Genomic DNA, 16,805 nt, shown 5'->3' on the forward strand with positions numbered 1-16,805 from the left:
GAGCGCGCCTTGAGTGCTTGCGGCACGCTAGAAAAATCGCTTACTTCTTTTCGCGCGCTTGCCGCCGAGCCTCACGCAGGCTCAGCAGCTTCTCGCGCAGTTTCAATTCCAAACCGCGTTCGACGGGCTCGTAGAACACGGTGCCTGCCAACGCATCTGGCAAGCATTGCTGATCAAGCGCCACGCCACCTTCCGCGTCGTGGTCGTATTGGTAGCCTTTGCCGTAGCCGAGGCCTTTCATCAGTTTGGTCGGCGCGTTGCGCAGGTGCATCGGTACGTCGAGCGTGCCGCTTTCGCTGACGACGGCGCGGGCCTGGTTGTAGGCCTTGTAGGCGGCGTTGCTCTTGGGTGCGATGGCGAGCCAGATGGCGAGTTGTGCCAGGCCGAGTTCGCCCTCGGGGCTGCCGAGGCGTTCGTAGGTGTCCCATGCGTCGAGCGCCATGCGCCATGCGCGCGGTTCGGCCAGGCCCACGTCCTCCACCGCCATGCGCGTCATGCGGCGTGCGAGGTAGAGCGGATCGACGCCGCCATCCAGCATGCGGCATAGCCAGTAGATCGCGGCATCCGGGTCGGATGAGCGCACGGATTTATGCAGCGCGGAAATCTGGTCGTAGAACTGTTCGCCGCCCTTGTCGAAGCGGCGCGTGCGATCGGCCAGCACCTGCTCCAGGGTGGTGTCGTCGATATGGCCGTCTTCCGCCAGCTCGGCGGCGATCTCCAGCAGCGTGAGGCCGCGGCGTACGTCGCCATCGGCCGCGCGCGCGATGAGTTTCAGTGACTCGTCGGAGACTTGCAGCGGTTGATCGCCGAGGCCGCGCTCCTTGTCGACCAATGCGCGCTTCAACGCGGCAACGATGTCGTCGGGCGAGACCGCTTCCAGCACATGCACGCGGCAGCGCGAGAGCAAGGCGGAGTTGAGTTCGAACGACGGGTTCTCGGTAGTGGCGCCGACGAAGATGATCACGCCCTTTTCGATGTGCGGCAGGAAGGCATCCTGCTGCGCCTTGTTGAAGCGGTGCACCTCATCCACGAACAACACGGTGCGCCGCCCCTGCGCGAAATTGGCTTCGGCTTCGGCCAGCGCCTTGCGTACTTCGGGCAGGCCGGAAAGCACGGCCGAAATCGCGCGGAAATCGGCGTCGGCGTAACGCGCCACCAGCAGCGCCAGCGTAGTCTTGCCGCAACCGGGCGGCCCCCACAGCACCATCGAATGCACCCTGCCCGCTTCCAGCGCGCGGCGCAGCGCCTTGCCCGGCGCCAGCACACGCTGCTGGCCCACGATCTCGTCGAGGCTGCGCGGACGCATGCGCTCGGCCAGCGGCTTCAGCTCATCGGACTCGGCGAATAGCCCGGGGGATGGGGACAGCTTGGACATGAGGTAACGGAAACAATCCGGGAATCAGGGGCGGGCATCCTCGCGCTTGGATTGCCGCAACAAACTCAGCGCCATGCCACCAACAGCCAACGCGCCCGCCACCAGCACCACCCACAGCAGCGGCTTGGTCCAATCATAAGGCACCTTGGGCGCGGCCAGTGCCTGGGGGCCACCGACGTCGCTGCGCGCGCCCAGGGCGGCCAAGGGCGGCTGCCAGTCTTCGGGATGGGTTGCGTGCAAGCTATCCAGCGCCGCCGCTACCGGGTAGTCAGCACGCCGTGCGGCATAGCTGCCGGCCAACAGACGATAGGGGCCGCCGCCTTCGGCGAGGAACACAAACTCATCCGGTAGCCAGGCCACCGCTAGTGCAGGTGCCTGCAGCAAAGGCGTGTCGGTGTGCAAGCGCAAATGCTGCACGCGCTGCGGCGGGAACGAGGCGTCGGCCGTGGTTTTACCCGCAACGCGCACGACGGTGATCGAGGCCAACGGGCTCCACGATGCGCTGCCACCCTCGCCTGCCTGCGCCGACAACTGGAACAGTGCGGCGGTATTGGCATCCGGCAACGTTACCCGCACGGCCTCCAGCGGCAACCTGGCCGGCAAGGCGTAGTCGTAGTCATGGCCATTGCCGGATGCGCTTGACGTTACCGGCTGCATGGTCTGCCACTGCAGCGACGCGGCGTGATCGGCGGCCGGGTCGGTGTAATGGCCGCTAAGCTCGACAGCAGGCGTGTGCTCGCTGTCCCAAGCCGGTGCGCCATCGATGATGCGCAAACGGTAATAGCGTGCCGGCTCGCCGCCGACCGGGATGCTGCGCTGGTCTACGGCATCTTCGCCGCGTTTCACGCTGACGATGGTGGCGCCATCATTGCGTCCGCTCCAATGCTGCAGATCGTCGCTGGCTTCCACCGCCAGCTGGATCTGCATGTCGTGCTCGGAGTCCAGCGCATCGATATCGATGTGGTCGATGGCCACCGAACGGCGCGCATCGACCAGCCATTGCACTGGCTTGAGCGCAGCGGCTACCGCGCTCGGCTGATTAATCACGATATCGCCGTTCGCGGTGCGCTCTACCCGCACGCTGTCTTTGCCATCCGCACCACTGGTGGGCAGCGGCAGCAGCTTCGCTTTGAGCGAATACGCATGCACCTGTGGCGCCGTGGGCGGCATCGGCGCAAACGGCACTGGACGCCCTTGCGCATTGATCACCACGATATCGCGCAGCCCGGCATCAGGTCGCGATGCCGCATACACAGCGGGACTCAACGCCACCCGATAAGCCTCGCTTTCGTTCTTGGTATCCAAGGCGAAACCGTAGGCATAGTCAGTCATCGTGCTGGCATGCGCCGCTGCCAGCGGCAGCAGCGACGCCGCCAAAACCCAACGCAGATCAAGGCGCATGTGCGGCCTCCTCTTCAGATGAAAGCGGGCGCTTGGGGGGCGCCGGCGCGAGATAACCAATCACCGTGCACAGCAAGCCATAGGCGATGAAGGAGCCGATGCCGAACAGATTGCCGAGGTGTCCGCGATCGATCAGCAACAACTTCGCCAACACCACGCCCATCATCACCGCGCCGGCCAGCCATACCAGCCGTTGGCCACGGCGCGAGCCCCACACCCAGGCCAACAGGCCGAGCGCGCTCCACACCACGGTCAACGACATCTGAGCGAGGCTGGAGTCGCTTAGCGCGCTGTTCCAGGGCACGCCGGCCAAGTGATGCACACCGCGCAAGGTGGCGCTGGTAGTAAACAGCAGCACAAACACGCCAAGCATGATCGGACGCGCCTGCCGCAACGCTGGCGACGTTGCCGGATCGATAAGCCAACGGGCGACGCACAGGGCGATCAGCAACAGCAGCACATCCACCGGATTCAATAGCGGCAGATAGTGCAGCGGTGCCGCGTCTCCATCCTGCAGCAGCGCCCAAAGACCCAGCGCGCCCAACACCATCAGCAATGAATGCAGTAACGGCGGACGCCACTGTGGCAAAAGCTCGGACAGCGGCGAAGCGATCCACCGCGGCTGCCACAACGCCAGCGCGAGCAATAGCAACAGCGGAATAGATGCCAGTACCACGTACCAGTTGGTCGACAGCCAGCGGCTGCCAATGAAGGCCACCCCAATCGCCACTGTAAAAATCACGCCCCACCGCCATAGCCAGGCGAGCTGTGCCAGCGTCGCGGCCAATGGATAGGCACGCAGGCAGGCCAACGCGCGCCAGCCGAGCACGGCGGCAAACGCGACGCTGAGCAAGCGCCAGCCGACCAGAAGCTGCTGCTCCTCCACGCCGCACTGGATCAGCAGAAGAAGCACGGCGGCGAACAGCGCGGGCACAGTGAAAGCGATGACCTTCCCCAGTTCGTGCGGGGGGCGGCGCTGCGCCACCTCGGCAACGCCCCAGGCGGTGAGCGCGAGCAATGCGATGCCCCAAGCCAGCCGCATGGACGGCCCAGCGAAATGAACGATCTCCGCGTGGCATGCCAGCAGCCACCAGCCCAATCCCCACCCATACAAAGCCACGGAGATGAGTCGCTGCGTCGAGGTGTCGCCGCCCCAGCGCGCATAGAACGTACTGCCGGCGAAGGCTGCCGCGACGAGCAGCAGTGCACCGACGAAATCGCCATTGAGTAGCGGCAGCATCGTGTCGTACGCATGTCCCGTGCGAGCGATGAGCAAGGCGCTGGCCGCAAAGACCTGCAAGGCCAGACCGCTCCAGCGAGACAATGCGCGCTGCTGCTTCAAACCCAGCCAGATCAGGCCGGCGCCTTCCAGCGCAAAGATGCTGCCAGTGACACCCGCGCTCAGTGCCAAGGGCACAGCCAGCGTAGCCAGGCTCACCGCCAATACCGCCCAGGCGTCGCGCAGCAACCGCAGCCCACTTCGATGGCGCACGCTGAAGGCAACGAACACGTAAATGGCGGCGGCGATCAGCGCAGAAAACGCCAGACTCTGGCCCTGCCAACGCAGCAGCGCGCCCTGTAACAACAAGCTCACGATCGGATTGCCGAACAACAGGCTGCCGTCGATCACCAGGCGCCGATCCGCCGGGGCGCGCAATACGTGCAGCCACGGAATCACCAGATAGAACAGGAAATTCAGGATCAGGAACGGCTCGGTGCTGGCGAAAAGCTCGTGCTGATAGCGCAGTACGCCCCAGGCCGTACCGACACCGAACGTTGCGATGAAACCCAACAGGTTCAGCACGCGCCAGGAACGCACCCACGCAATAGCCAGCACCGCGATGTTCAACACGGCGTAGTAACTGAACAGCGCGACATGGCTTCCGCTGCCGGTGGAAACCAGAATCGGTGCGGCAAAACCGGCAAGCAGGCCGAGCACCGCCAGCGCCAAAGCGTCTTGCAACACGGCCAGTACCCCGATCCCGGCGACCAGCAGCACGAGCAGGGCGAAGGCCGCCGCAGGCGGCAGCAGATCGTACAAACGAAATGCCGCGAAGATCGTTATCAGCAACACGCCGATCGCACCGCCTTGCAGCGATAGCGCGAACACGCGTCGCTCGGTGCGTTGGCGCCAACCGAAACCGAGCGCTGCAATCGCCGCGACTGCCACCAAGCTGATGCGCAGCCCGATCGGCACATGCAGCAAGCCGCTATCGGAGGCGTATTTCAACAATGCGGCCACACCGGCAAACAACACCAACATGCCGATCTTTACCGGCACGTTGCCCTCGGTGAACCAACCCCACACGCGCTCCAGCAGCGTTGGGCCACTCGGCGGTGGTGGTGGCGATGCCGGCGGCGAAGCGCGAACTGGCTCAGGTACCGGCTTCGGAAGGGATGACGGCGGGTTGTCTATGACCAGCGAAGGCTGTGTGTCGCGAACCGGCATCGGCGCAGCGACCACCGTGGCTGCCGGTGGCGCGACCAGCGGGAAAGGTCGACTCTCCGCCGGCGTTGGCGCGGATTTACTTCCTGCGGCCAGCGCATCCAGCGTCGCACGGGTGTCGCGCAACTCCCTGGATAGCGTCGACTGTCGCGCCCACAACAGGCCGAGCACGGTGCCGGACAGTGCGGCAAACACGCTCTGCCCGGCGATAGCGCCAAGCACAGCGCCTACAACCATCCATAGAAAATACATGTCGCATCCCTTTCTGCCCGCCGAATGATTCGCCGGATCCGACTCACGGTCGTTGTGGTCATCAGTCTGCCATGTTCAGGGCAGCTGCCGTAGCAAATCTTAGGTTAGATGCCGGTGGCGGTAGATGGCGTAGGCAAGGCCGACCAGGCCGGTGAGCACGGCGGGCAGCAGCAACGTGCGTTCCGCCAGCACACCGAATGCGAGTGCACCGACGGCGCTGCCGGCGAGGAAACTGCCGGCCACCAGCACGCATACATGGATGCGCAGCATGTCGACCTCCAGCCCACGCAGGCGCTGGCCGAGGTAGATGCCGAGGTCGGTGAAGATGCCGGAGAGATGAGTGGTGCGGAAGGTGGCGCCGCTATACGTGCTGGCCATCGCGTTCTGCAGGCCGCAGGCGATGGAGGCGAGATACAGGCCGATGTCGTTGCCGTTGTGGATCAGCGGCACGGCGGCGAACAGCAGCGCCGATTCCACCATCAGCGCCACGCCGTAGCGCCGCCCCAGCTTCAGCGTGTGCTGCTGCACGATGAAACCGCTGAGTACCGCGCCGAATACGAAGGCCACGATCGCCAGCGTCCAGTGCAGCATTTCGCCGCGGTTGCCCTCGGCAACGGCGGCGCCCAACAACGTGGTGGTGCCGGTGAGATGGGTGATCGCCTGATGGCGGAAACCCATAAAGCCGACGGCGTTGATCATGCCGGCAATAAAGGCCAGCAGCCCTCCGCCGACCCATGCCCAGCGCGGTAACTGGCGCAGCATGAGGGGCGATCAGTTCTTCAGCGGCTGGGTGGTGATCACCGGCGCATCGCCGATGACGTCAGCGCCCTTCGGCGGCACGAAGTTGAAGGTGGCCGGCGGAATCGACGCGTTGCGCTGCCAGCCGGAGAAGCGGATGTCAGTGGTGGCGCCGAGCTGGTCGCGGAAGGTCATGCGCGCGAGGCCGTTGGCGTCGAAGCCAAGGTCGGCGTAGTCGAACTGCGGATCCTTGCCGGTGGAGGTGAGGCGCAGCCAGTTCAGGCCGTCATGCTCGCCCTGCTCCACCACTTTGAAGTCGCGGTCCATCTGCTTGAGATCGGTGAGCACGGTGAGCGGGCTGTGCGCTTCCTCGGTGCTTTGCACGCGCACGGTGACCTGCTCCAGGTCCGGGTCATACAGCCACACGCGGCTGCCGTCGGCGACGATGGTCTGCTTGTACGGCGTCACGGTGTCCCAGCGGAACTGGCGCGGCGCTTCCAGCGCGAGCGTGCCGGAGCTGGTCTTGCCCGCGTTGCCGGCGGCGTCGGTGAGCGTCTGGGCGAACTTGCCGGTGAGCGAATGCAGGCCCGTCGCGAAGGTATCCAGGCGCGCGCGTGCCGCGCCGGTGGCGGCCTGGGCGGTGGCGCACAGCGATAGCGCGATGGCGGCGGTGAAAGCGATGAAGCGGTTCATGGGGTTCCCTGTTTCGTTTCCGCGATGGTGCGAAGTTTGCGCGGGGGTCGCTTAATGGTTGGCGCTTGGGTGGGGGTGTCGCAAGGGCTTACCCCTCCCCAGCCCTCCCCTGCAAGCAAGGGAGGGGGCAGGTTGCGCAAGCCTTGAGCCTTTGCCCCTCCCCCTGCTCGCAGGGGGAGGCTGGGAGGGGGTGAGCCCTTGAGCCACCCTCTCCCCCTGGCCACCTCAATTCTTCGGCGGCGGCGGCGCCAGCACTTCACGGTTGCCGTTGTGCTGGGGCGCACTCACCACCCCGTCCTGCTCCATCTGCTCAATCAAACGCGCCGCACGGTTGTAGCCGATGCGCAGATGGCGCTGCACGCCGGAGATCGATGCGCGGCGCGTCTCGGTGACGATGCGCACGGCCTTGTCGTACAGCTGCGTGTCGGCGTCGCCGCCTTCCTCGCCTTCCTGCGGCAGGCCGGCGTCGTTGATGAATTTGCCGTCGCTGGTGGCCTGCACTTCTTCCAGCACGCCTTCGATGTATTGCGGCGCGCCCTGGGACCGGAGCCAGTTCACCACGTTGTGCACTTCATGGTCGTCCACGAAGGCGCCGTGAACGCGATCCGGCGTGGCGGTGCCGGGCGGCAGATACAGCATGTCGCCATGGCCAAGCAGAGTTTCCGCACCGCTCTGATCCAGGATGGTGCGCGAGTCGATCTTCGACGACACCTGGAACGCGATGCGTGTGGGGATGTTGGCCTTGATCAGACCGGTGATCACATCCACCGACGGACGCTGCGTGGCGAGCACCAGATGCACGCCAGCCGCACGCGCCTTCTGCGCCAGGCGTGCAATCAGCTCTTCGACCTTCTTGCCGACGATCATCATCATGTCGGCAAATTCGTCGATGATGACCACGATGTACGGCAGCGGCTCCAGCGGTTCGGCCGCCAGGTTGGGCATCTCAGGGTTGGGACGGAACAGCGGGTCCAGCAGCGGCTGGCCGGAGTTCTCGGCGTCGCGCACCTTCTTGTTGAAGCCCGCCAAGTTGCGCACGCCGACGGCAGCCATCAGCTTGTAGCGGCGCTCCATCTCGGCGACGCACCAGCGCAGTGCGTTGGCGGCCTCCTTCATATCGGTGACCACCGGCGCCAGCAGATGCGGGATGCCCTCGTACACCGAGAGCTCCAGCATCTTCGGGTCGATCATGATCATGCGCACGTCTTTCGCGCTGCTCTTGTAGAGCAGGCTCAGCACCATCGCGTTGACCGCCACCGATTTGCCCGAGCCGGTGGTACCGGCCACCAGCAAATGCGGCATCTTGGAGAGGTCGGCGACGGCCGGGCGGCCGGCGATGTCCTTGCCCAGCGCCAGCGCCAGCGGCGACTTCAGCTGGTCGTACTTGTCGGAGCGCAGGATCTCGGAGAGATAGACGATCTGCTTCTTGCTGTTGGGGATTTCCAGGCCGATCACGTTCTTGCCCGGAATCACGTCCACCACGCGCACGCTGACCACGGAAAGGCCGCGCGCGATGTCCTTGTCCAGGCTGGATACCTGCGAGCCGCGCACGCCGGCCGCGGGTTCCAGCTCGAAGCGCGTGATGACGGGGCCGGGATACACACCGACCACTTTCGCTTCGATCTTGAAGTCCTTGAGTTTCAGCTCGACCTGGCGCGACAGCACCTCGAGCGTTTCTTCGGAGTAGCCCGGCCCCTGCGGCGGCGCTTCGTCCAGCAGCGACAGCGGCGGCAGTTCGCCCGGCGAGGATGCGCCGGTGAACAGCGGAATCTGTGTCTCGACCTTGGCGCGCTCGCTCTTCACCACCGGCGGCGGCGGTGCTTCGATACGCACCGGCTCGCGCTTGGCCTGCTTCACCGCTTCAACTTTCTTGACCACGTCGCGCTCGGCACGCGCCTGACGTGCGGCCAGCGCTTCCGGTGCCTCGCGCAGCTTGCCGCCGAACCAGTTGGCGATCTTGACCACGACCAGGCCGGTCCAGTCCATCAACTTGAACCACGACAAGCCGGTGGCCAGGGTCACCGCCACCAGGAACACCGCCAGCAACAGCAGCGGCGCACCTTTGTCGCCAAAGGCGTGCAACAGGCCGCTGCCCACCCACTGACCGATGATGCCGCCCACGCCCTGCGGCAGGATCGGCTCATCATGAAAATTGAGATATAGCAGCGCCGGCGCGGTAATAAAGAAGAATACGAAACCGATCAGGCGCAGTGACGGCTCCCACGGCTGCACCGTGCGCTCGCCGCGATGGCGCAGCACCTGCACGCCCAGAATCAGCAGCAGCAGCGGGAAGCAATACGAAACCAACCCGAAGATGTAGCGCAGCAGGTTGGCGATATTCGCGCCCACTTCGCCACCGAAGTTGCGCGCATGCTCCACCGTGCTCGCATGGCCCCAGCTGGGATCCTGATCGTTGTAACTGAACAGGCAAACCAGCAAGTACAGCGCGAGCGGCAACAGCAGTAACGCGCCGGCTTCGCGCAGACGGCGCTTCAGCTCCTCGCTGAGGCCGCTGGGCTCTTTTTGCTTCTTGACGTTCGCGCTACGCGCCACTGCGTTCCTTTTCCTCGGGATAAAACCAAACCTGCTTCTACTGCGTCGCAGGGGCAAAAGCCAGAACCCGCCACGCCCCTATGCTTGCCCGGGCCGGGCGACTAAAAAGGCGGGCCATCCTCGGCGCATGCCCTTGAGTGCCGAATGAACCCGTCGATATCCCCTCGCCATCCGCCCGGAACCTTGTGGGCTCCCGGATCTGGCGTATCGCCGTTACCTGCGCCTTGAATCGGTCACGCGTCTTCCCCATTCTTGCGGGCTTAGGCGACCCCGCCCCATGCCTTGAACCGGCATGAGGAAACCGCTGTAAGGGTCGGAACGAATAACGATTCAAGCTGCCAGTAAACCCCAAGGATTATAACCATGACCACCCCCAAGCACAGCCGCCTGCTGATCCTCGGCTCCGGCCCCGCCGGCTACACGGCCGCCGTGTACGCCGCCCGCGCCAATCTCAAGCCGACGCTGATCACCGGCCTGCAACAGGGTGGTCAATTGATGACCACGACCGACGTGGACAACTGGCCGGGTGACGTGGAAGGCCTGCAGGGTCCGGCGCTGATGCAGCGCATGGCCGAGCATGCCGAACGCTTCCACACGGAAATGGTGTTCGACCATATTCATAGCGTGGATCTGAAGCAGCGCCCGTTCCGCCTCAAGGGTGATTCCGGCGAGTACACCGCCGACGCGCTGATCATCTCCACCGGCGCCACCGCCAAGTACCTGGGCATTTCGAGCGAGGAGCACTTCAAGGGCAAGGGCGTTTCCGCCTGCGCCACCTGCGACGGCTTCTTCTTCCGCGAACAGGAAGTGGTGGTGGTCGGCGGCGGCAACACCGCCGTGGAAGAGGCGCTGTATCTGTCCAACATCGCCAGCAAGGTCACCCTGGTGCATCGCCGCGACAAGCTGCGCGCCGAGAAGATCATGCAGGACAAGCTGTTCGAGAAGGCTGCCCACGGCAAGATCGAGCTGGTGTGGAACCACGCTGTAGACCAAGTGCTGGGCGACCAGTCCGGCGTGACCGGCGTGCGCGTGAAGGACGTCAACAGCGGCGCCACTCGTGATATCCAGGCCACCGGCTTCTTTGTCGCTATCGGCCACACGCCGAATACCGGCATCTTCGAAGGCCAGCTCGAGATGCACGACGGCTACATCAAGATCCGCAGCGGCCAGGCCGGCATGGCCACCATGACTTCGGTGCCCGGCGTGTTCGCGGCGGGCGACGTGGCCGACCATGTCTATCGCCAGGCCATCACTTCGGCCGGCTTTGGCTGCATGGCCGCACTGGACGCCGAGCGCTGGCTGGACCAGCAGAGCCCGGCGGGTTGATGTCCACGCATCACGCCACGCTGCATTACATCCACGATCCGCTGTGCGGCTGGTGCTATGCCGCGCAGCCGCTGGTGAGCGCGGCCGTCGAGAAACTCGGCGGCCGGCTTGCCCTGCAACTGCATGGTGGCGGCCTGTTCGGCGAACCGCGCCGGCTGGATCCGGACATGGCCGAACACATCGTGCATGCCGACCAGCGCATCGCTCAGCTCAGCGGGCAGCCGTTCGGCAAGGCGTATCTGGAAGGTCTGCTGGCGGAGCAAGGCACCGTGCTGTATTCGCTGCCGCCGATCACGGCGGTGCTGGCGGCTGAAGCGGTCGATCCGGCCAAGGCCTACCCCATGCTGGTCGCCATCCAGGATGCGCATTACCAGCGCGGCCTGCGCGTGGTCGAACCCGAAGTACTGGGTGAACTGGCGGTGGAAACCGGCCTCGACGGCGAGCGCTTCACTGCCGCCTTCGCCAAGGCGCAGAGCACGCAGGTGATCGAGCATGTGCAGGCCAGCCGTCGCCTGCTGGAGGAAGTGGGCGGCCAGGGCTTCCCTACCCTCGTACTGGAAGTAGATGGCAAACGGCAGGTGCTGCCGCATCATCATGACTACGGTAAGCCTGATGCTTTCGTGGAACGATTGGCCGCACGCCTGCCGGCGGTGCATTGATTGAATGATGCGCGACGGCCACGGTTCCTGCCTGCTGGCGTCGAATCTCAGTAAAGCGACGCTCATGCTCCCTCCCCTGCTCGCAGGGGAGGGTTGGGGAGGGGTGAGTACTTGAGGAAACGCTCTGGAGAGGTTGTCGCAAGGGCCTACCCCCTCCCAACCTCCCCCTGCGTGCAGGGGGAGGAGCAGGTTGTGTTTTCGTGGGGACTCGCCGCTAACCACACGCCGCTGATTACCGCACACTGAGGCATGATCGAAGCGCGCTTCCATTCCAGCATCACCGAACTGCCGGCGGCGGACTGGAACGCGCTGCGTACCGACGACAATCCATTCCTCTCCCACGCTTTCCTCGCCGCGCTGGAATCCACCGGCTGCATCCGCGAGGACTGGGGCTGGCGCCCGCATCATCTGGGCCTGTATGACAACGATGCGCTGGTCGCCGCCGCACCGCTATACCTCAAAGGCAACTCACACGGCGAGTTCGTGTTCGACTGGAGCTGGGCCGGCGCGTGGGAACGCGCCGGTGGCGACTACTACCCCAAGCTGCTCAACGCGGTGCCCTACTCACCCGTGCCCGGCGCGCGCCTGCTGGCGGGAACCCACCCCAAAGCGCCGCAGCGACGCCAGGCACTGGCCGGCGCGATGCAGGCGGTGACCGAACAGCTCGGTCTATCTTCCGTGCATGCCAATTTCCTCAGCGCCGACGACCTGCCCGCTTTCGGGCCTGATTGGCTGTCGCGCACTGATGTGCAGTTTCATTGGCCCAATCGCGGTTACACCAGCTTCGACGATTTCCTCGCTGCGCTGAATCACAAGAAGCGCAAAAACATCCGCCACGAACGCGCGCAAGTAGCGCGCAGCGGCCTGCGTATCGAATGGCATCGCGGCGACGCGCTGAGCAACGAGCAATGGCGCGCCATACACAAGCTCTACACCAACACCTTCGACGCCAAGGGCAATCACGCCGCACTGACCTCGGCTTTCTTCCACGAACTCGGCCGCAGCCTGGGCGATGTCTCGCACGTGGCGCTGGCGCTGGATGGCGACGTCATCATCGCCATGGCGCTATTCCTGCAAAGCAGTGACGCCCTCTACGGACGCTACTGGGGCAGCCGCGCCGAGGTGCCTGGCCTGCATTTCGAACTGTGCTACTACCAGGGCATCGAACACGCGATCCGCGAAGGGCTGCAACGCTTCGAACCCGGCGCCCAGGGCGAACACAAACTCGCGCGCGGCTTCCTGCCGGTGCGCACGCACTCGCGCCACTACCTGGCCGACGAAGGTTTCCGCGCCGCCGTGCGCGCCGCGCTTGCGCGCGAGGCCGAAGGCATCGACGCTTATGCGCAAGATCTGTTGCAACACGACCCCTACGCCCACCGCGACGCCGAGCCATGATCCGCCTGCCTCTCCTCGATGCAGCCAAACCGGAGCAGTTCCCCGATCCCGGTCGTGCCATGACCGACCCCAATGGCTTGCTCGCATTCGGCGGTGATCTCTCCCCGCGCCGCCTGCTCGCCGCGTACTCTCGCGGCATCTTCCCCTGGTACAACGAAGACGAACCCATCCTGTGGTGGTCCCCCGACCCCCGCTGCGTCTTCCACACCGACCGCCTCAAACCCAACCGCAGCCTGCGCCGCCAACTCGCCGGCAAACCCTGGCGCGTCACCGTCGACCACGCCTTCCGCGACGTCGTCGAAGCCTGCGCCGCACCGCGCCCCGGCCAGATCGGTACGTGGATCGTCCCCGCCATGATCGACGCTTACGACGGACTCCACACCATGGGCCACGCCCACAGCGTCGAAGTCTGGGAAAGCGATCGCCTCATCGGCGGCATCTACGGCGTCGCCGTCGGCCGCCTCTTCTGCGGCGAATCCATGTTCAGCCGCGAAAGCGGCGGCTCCAAACTCGCCCTGCTCGCCTTAGGCCAATTCCTCCACCGCTGGGACTTCCCCCTCATCGACGCCCAGGTCACCAACAACCACCTCATGAGCCTCGGTGCCGTGGAATATCCGCGCGAGCAGTTTCTGCGCATCGTTGAACAGCTCACGCAATTGCCGGGGCAGCCTGGGAGCTGGGAGCGGTTTACGCCGTTGGTGGAAGGGATGTTGGATGGGTGGGGTTGAAGCACATCAAAGATGTGTTTTGACTTTGAGCTGATGTGCTTGAGAGCTGCGTTGTAGAAACGCGATCTCAAGCACCCGCCCCTCACCCCAACCCTCTCCCCGGAGGGGAGAGGGAGCTGCTCTTTCTTTTTCTTTGCTTGGCGATGCGTAAGCGAGCCCGTAACGGGTCCCCTGTGGAGCGGTGAGGGTTGGACGATCAGGCCCCGAAGGGGGCGCAGGCAGGACGCCTGCGCCTTTTCGACACGACAGGGACGTCGTGTCGAAAAGCCCGGCCAACCCTCACGGACCCGTAGGCGAAGCCGGAGGGCGCGTAAGAGGGGTGCCTTTTCTTTTGGTTACTTTTCTTTGGGCAAGCAAAGAAAAGTAACCCGGCTCGCGGCAGCGAGACGGAAGCCCGCCGCAGGCGAGCCCGGTCGCGATAACACGACAATCGAAACGCTTCACTACTGGATTCCGGCCTGCGCCGGAATGACGAAGTAGGAAAGGATGTTGCCAGACCAAACCCTCATCACTCCAACCCTCTCCCCAGAGGGGAGAGGGAGCAAAAAACTTAAGCAGCCTTCGCAGACCGCAACACCTGCGCCCTCCGATACGAACTCAAAATATCCTCCCGCACCGGCACCTCCCCTGAAGCCACGCAACGCACCCACTCCTCCGTACTCAACACCGCCGCAAACCGCGACTGCTCCACCACCGCAAACACCCGGTGAATCTCCTCCGCCGTCGCATAACCAGCGCGGTTCGCATACGACACCGCCCCCGACGCGTCATGCAAAAACTCCACCGCCATCCCGCGATCGAACGCATGCTTGATCGTGGTGTCGTTGCAGTTATGTGTCATGTAGCCAACCACGCTCAGCGTGTCGATCTGATTCGCCTGCAGCCAATCGGACAAACCGGTCTCGGAGAACGCACTCGGTAGCGGCTTGAGGAAAAGCACATCGCGATGACGGCGGGCCACTTCGGGGTGCAGCTGCCAGCCATCGCTGCCTTCGGCGAAGGCCGGGCCATCGGCCGGTGAATTCTGCTGGATCACGATCACCGGAATGCCCGCCGTGGTCGCCGCGTCCATCGCATGAGTGATGTGCGCAAGGCTGTCAACCACTGGCGGATATTCAATCTGCAGGTTGCCGGTGAAGTATTCGTTCTGCACGTCGATAACGATCAGCGCGCGGCGCGGGGTCTTGGCAGTCATGGCTCAACTCCTGATGTGTGGAAGGTGTGCGTATGCTGCGCCGCGCGGCACTTGTGCGAGAGTGGCCCGAAGGACAATCATCGATGGTATTGGGCCAGCCGGATATTCTCATGCGCAAGATCCGCATCGCCGTGGTGGCGTTCAACGACATCCTCCCCTTTCATCTCTCCGTGCCCTGCGGCGTGTTCCAGGCGGTGCTGCGCGAGAAGACCTCACCGTTCCGCCTGCGCGTGTGCTCCGCCGAGGGCAAGCGCGTGCGTAGTGCCTCGGGTTTCGCCATCGCCACCGACTATGGCCTGGATGAACTACGCAACGCTGACATCGTGATCGTGCCCTCCTGGCGCGATGCCGATGAGCGGCCGCCGGAAGCCTTGCTGGAAGCGCTACGGCGCGCCGCCGCGAGCGGCAAACGCATCGTCGGCCTGTGCATGGGCGCTTTCGTGCTCGGCCATGCCGGCCTGCTCGATGGCCGGCGCGCCACCACGCACTGGTTCGCTACGGATGAGCTGGCAGCGCTGTTCCCCACCGCCGAGGTGGACCCGGATGTGCTGTATGTGGATGCGGGCCAGATCGTCACCTCCGCCGGCGCCGCGGCCGGTATCGATTGCTGCCTGCATCTGGTGCGCCAGCTGCTGGGCAGCGAGCACGCCAACCGCATCGCGCGGCGCATGGTGGTGTCACCGTTCCGTCATGGCGGGCAGGCGCAATTCATCGAGCAGCCCGTGCCGGCGATGGCTGGCGATGTGCGCATGGGAAAGCTGCTCGACGAGATCCGCCGCAAACTGCGGCATCCGCACAGTCTGGATGAAATCGCCGCGCGCGCCGCGATGAGCCGGCGCAGTTTTACCCGGCATTTCCGCCAGCTCACCGGCAGCAGCTTTGGTGACTGGTTGATGTCTCAACGTCTCAGCGAAGCGCAGCGATTGCTGGAAACCACCAGCCTGCCGCTGGACCGCATCGCCGGCGCGGTCGGCCTGGGCTCGCCGGTCACGTTGCGCCAGCATTTCCAGCGTGCCTTTCGCACCTCGCCGATGAACTATCGGCGCACCTTCAATGCAGCGCGTGTGGAGAACTGACCTCGGGCGGCGGCAACAAATCCAGGCGGTCCATGCCGATGCGCTTGAGTTCGTCGTAATGCGCCAGGAACAGCTCGACCATGTTCGGATCCAGCTGGCTTCCGGAAATCTTGTGCAGGTAGTCGATCACTTCGTGCTCGGGCCACGCGGGCTTGTACACGCGCGGAAAACTCAGTGCGTCCCATACGTCCACCACGCTGAACACGCGCGCGGCCAGCGGAATCGACTCGCCGCGCAGCCCGCGCGGATAGCCGTTGCCGTCCCAGCGCTCGTGATGGCTGTACGGAATGTCGACCACCGGTCGAAGAAAATCCACGCGTTGCAACAGATCGTGGCCGATCTGCGGATGCGTGCGCATCAGTTGGATTTCTTCGGCATCCAGCGGACCTGGCTTGATCAGGATCGCATCCGGCAAGGCCAGCTTGCCGATGTCGTGCAGCAGCGCGCCGAACTTCACGCGGTACAGGGCCTCTTCGTCCATCCCCGCCAAGCGCGCCAGCGCCACCGTCATGCGCATCACACGCTCGGAGTGGTCGCGGGTTTCCTTGTGGCGGATATCCATCGCCGACACCAGCACGCGCAAGGATTGCTCATTGCCTTCCATCAACGTGCGGTTGACCTTGGCCAGGCGGCGCAGGTCGCGGTCGATCATCACGTAGAGCAAGCCACCGGTGATCAGCACAAACAACGTGCCCTTCACGCTCTGGAATAAGCTGAGTGTTTTGGCGTCCCGCACCAACGAAAGCAATGCGTGATTGGACAACCAGATCCACAGACTGGCCACGATGACGTAGGTCAGTACCGTGCGGACTTGAGGCTTCAATGTCATGCCATCCCCCTGACCGTCCGCCGGGCGCTGTCCCTGCGGGCGTGACGAGCGGGAGCTTACCTCCAACCGGGGCGGATGGGTGTGCGTTTGCGCACCGGATCATCCATGACTAATGGATCATCGATCCATCGCCAGGTGC

Annotated in this window: 13 protein-coding genes; 5 read left to right on the plus strand and 8 right to left on the minus strand. The window is 64.5% G+C overall.

All coding sequences use genetic code 11. The annotated features are described in order from the left end of the window. Positions 1-40: 40 nt before the first annotated feature. From ISS97_RS19345 to ISS97_RS19370, 6 genes are all read right to left on the minus strand, one after another. On the minus strand, positions 41-1,375 hold the full coding sequence (locus ISS97_RS19345) for a replication-associated recombination protein A (protein ID WP_379984546.1): 1,335 nt from the start codon (positions 1,373-1,375) through the stop codon (positions 41-43). Between the two features lie 24 nt (positions 1,376-1,399). Continuing rightward, positions 1,400-2,776, minus strand: a complete 1,377-nt coding sequence (locus tag ISS97_RS19350) for a DUF3999 family protein (RefSeq protein ID WP_379984545.1) — start codon at positions 2,774-2,776, stop codon at positions 1,400-1,402. Then, a complete protein-coding gene (locus tag ISS97_RS19355; protein ID WP_379984544.1) occupies positions 2,766-5,474 on the minus strand; it encodes a DUF2339 domain-containing protein in 2,709 nt (902 codons plus the stop codon). Before ISS97_RS19355 ends, ISS97_RS19350 begins: the two co-directional genes overlap by 11 nt. Before the next feature lie 99 nt (positions 5,475-5,573). Next, positions 5,574-6,236, minus strand: coding sequence for a YoaK family protein (locus tag ISS97_RS19360; protein WP_379984543.1), 663 nt, complete (start codon positions 6,234-6,236; stop codon positions 5,574-5,576). A 9-nt stretch (positions 6,237-6,245) separates the two neighbouring features. After that, entirely contained in the window at positions 6,246-6,905 is a 660-nt protein-coding gene (gene lolA / locus ISS97_RS19365) for an outer membrane lipoprotein chaperone LolA (RefSeq protein WP_379984542.1), read from the minus strand. 225 nt (positions 6,906-7,130) lie between these two features. Then, positions 7,131-9,458: a DNA translocase FtsK gene (locus ISS97_RS19370; protein WP_379984541.1), complete on the minus strand. Its 2,328-nt coding sequence runs from the start codon at positions 9,456-9,458 to the stop codon at positions 7,131-7,133. 363 nt (positions 9,459-9,821) lie between these two features. Here ISS97_RS19370 and trxB point away from each other — a divergent pair, with 363 nt between their 5' ends. The 4 genes from trxB to aat all read left to right on the plus strand — a co-directional run bounded on the left by trxB (position 9,822) and on the right by aat (position 13,566). Further along, on the plus strand, positions 9,822-10,784 hold the full coding sequence (gene trxB, locus ISS97_RS19375; protein ID WP_379984540.1) for a thioredoxin-disulfide reductase: 963 nt from the start codon (positions 9,822-9,824) through the stop codon (positions 10,782-10,784). Continuing rightward, a complete protein-coding gene (locus ISS97_RS19380; RefSeq protein WP_379984539.1) occupies positions 10,784-11,443 on the plus strand; it encodes a DsbA family protein in 660 nt (219 codons plus the stop codon). The genes trxB and ISS97_RS19380 overlap by 1 nt, the downstream gene beginning before the upstream one ends. 249 nt (positions 11,444-11,692) lie before the next feature. Continuing rightward, the gene (locus ISS97_RS19385) at positions 11,693-12,838 is read left to right on the plus strand and encodes a GNAT family N-acetyltransferase (RefSeq protein ID WP_379984538.1); all 1,146 of its coding nucleotides are present in this window, start codon (positions 11,693-11,695) and stop codon (positions 12,836-12,838) included. Next, entirely contained in the window at positions 12,835-13,566 is a 732-nt protein-coding gene (aat, locus tag ISS97_RS19390) for a leucyl/phenylalanyl-tRNA--protein transferase (protein WP_379984537.1), read from the plus strand. Before ISS97_RS19385 ends, aat begins: the two co-directional genes overlap by 4 nt. A 550-nt stretch (positions 13,567-14,116) precedes the next feature. On the opposite strand, the gene ISS97_RS19395 is transcribed toward aat, so the two are convergent. Continuing rightward, positions 14,117-14,761: a cysteine hydrolase family protein gene (locus tag ISS97_RS19395; RefSeq protein WP_379984536.1), complete on the minus strand. Its 645-nt coding sequence runs from the start codon at positions 14,759-14,761 to the stop codon at positions 14,117-14,119. Between the two features lie 110 nt (positions 14,762-14,871). Between ISS97_RS19395 and ISS97_RS19400 the strand changes: the two genes are divergently transcribed. After that, positions 14,872-15,837: a GlxA family transcriptional regulator gene (locus tag ISS97_RS19400; protein ID WP_379984535.1), complete on the plus strand. Its 966-nt coding sequence runs from the start codon at positions 14,872-14,874 to the stop codon at positions 15,835-15,837. Here the strand turns inward: ISS97_RS19400 and ISS97_RS19405 are convergent. Beyond that, positions 15,812-16,666: an HD-GYP domain-containing protein gene (locus ISS97_RS19405; protein ID WP_379984534.1), complete on the minus strand. Its 855-nt coding sequence runs from the start codon at positions 16,664-16,666 to the stop codon at positions 15,812-15,814. The two genes, ISS97_RS19400 and ISS97_RS19405, sit on opposite strands and share 26 nt — an antisense overlap. Between the last annotated feature and the right edge of the window lie 139 nt (positions 16,667-16,805).

The sequence above is a fragment of the Dyella koreensis genome, from assembly GCF_044904565.1.
GTDB lineage: Bacteria > Pseudomonadota > Gammaproteobacteria > Xanthomonadales > Rhodanobacteraceae > Dyella_D > Dyella_D koreensis.

Excerpts from the sequence above, each read along its gene's own strand:
- ISS97_RS19380 (WP_379984539.1), top strand. The coding sequence starts at position 10,784 with ATGTCCACGCATCACGCCACGCTGCATTACATCCACGATCCGCTGTGC.
- ISS97_RS19395 (WP_379984536.1), bottom strand. The coding sequence starts at position 14,761 with ATGACTGCCAAGACCCCGCGCCGCGCGCTGATCGTTATCGACGTGCAG.
- ISS97_RS19345 (WP_379984546.1), bottom strand. The coding sequence starts at position 1,375 with ATGTCCAAGCTGTCCCCATCCCCCGGGCTATTCGCCGAGTCCGATGAG.
- ISS97_RS19405 (WP_379984534.1), bottom strand. The coding sequence starts at position 16,666 with ATGACATTGAAGCCTCAAGTCCGCACGGTACTGACCTACGTCATCGTG.
- ISS97_RS19350 (WP_379984545.1), bottom strand. The coding sequence starts at position 2,776 with ATGCGCCTTGATCTGCGTTGGGTTTTGGCGGCGTCGCTGCTGCCGCTG.
- lolA (WP_379984542.1), bottom strand. The coding sequence starts at position 6,905 with ATGAACCGCTTCATCGCTTTCACCGCCGCCATCGCGCTATCGCTGTGC.
- trxB (WP_379984540.1), top strand. The coding sequence starts at position 9,822 with ATGACCACCCCCAAGCACAGCCGCCTGCTGATCCTCGGCTCCGGCCCC.
- ISS97_RS19385 (WP_379984538.1), top strand. The coding sequence starts at position 11,693 with ATGATCGAAGCGCGCTTCCATTCCAGCATCACCGAACTGCCGGCGGCG.
- ISS97_RS19355 (WP_379984544.1), bottom strand. The coding sequence starts at position 5,474 with ATGTATTTTCTATGGATGGTTGTAGGCGCTGTGCTTGGCGCTATCGCC.
- aat (WP_379984537.1), top strand. The coding sequence starts at position 12,835 with ATGATCCGCCTGCCTCTCCTCGATGCAGCCAAACCGGAGCAGTTCCCC.
- ISS97_RS19360 (WP_379984543.1), bottom strand. The coding sequence starts at position 6,236 with ATGCTGCGCCAGTTACCGCGCTGGGCATGGGTCGGCGGAGGGCTGCTG.
- ISS97_RS19400 (WP_379984535.1), top strand. The coding sequence starts at position 14,872 with ATGCGCAAGATCCGCATCGCCGTGGTGGCGTTCAACGACATCCTCCCC.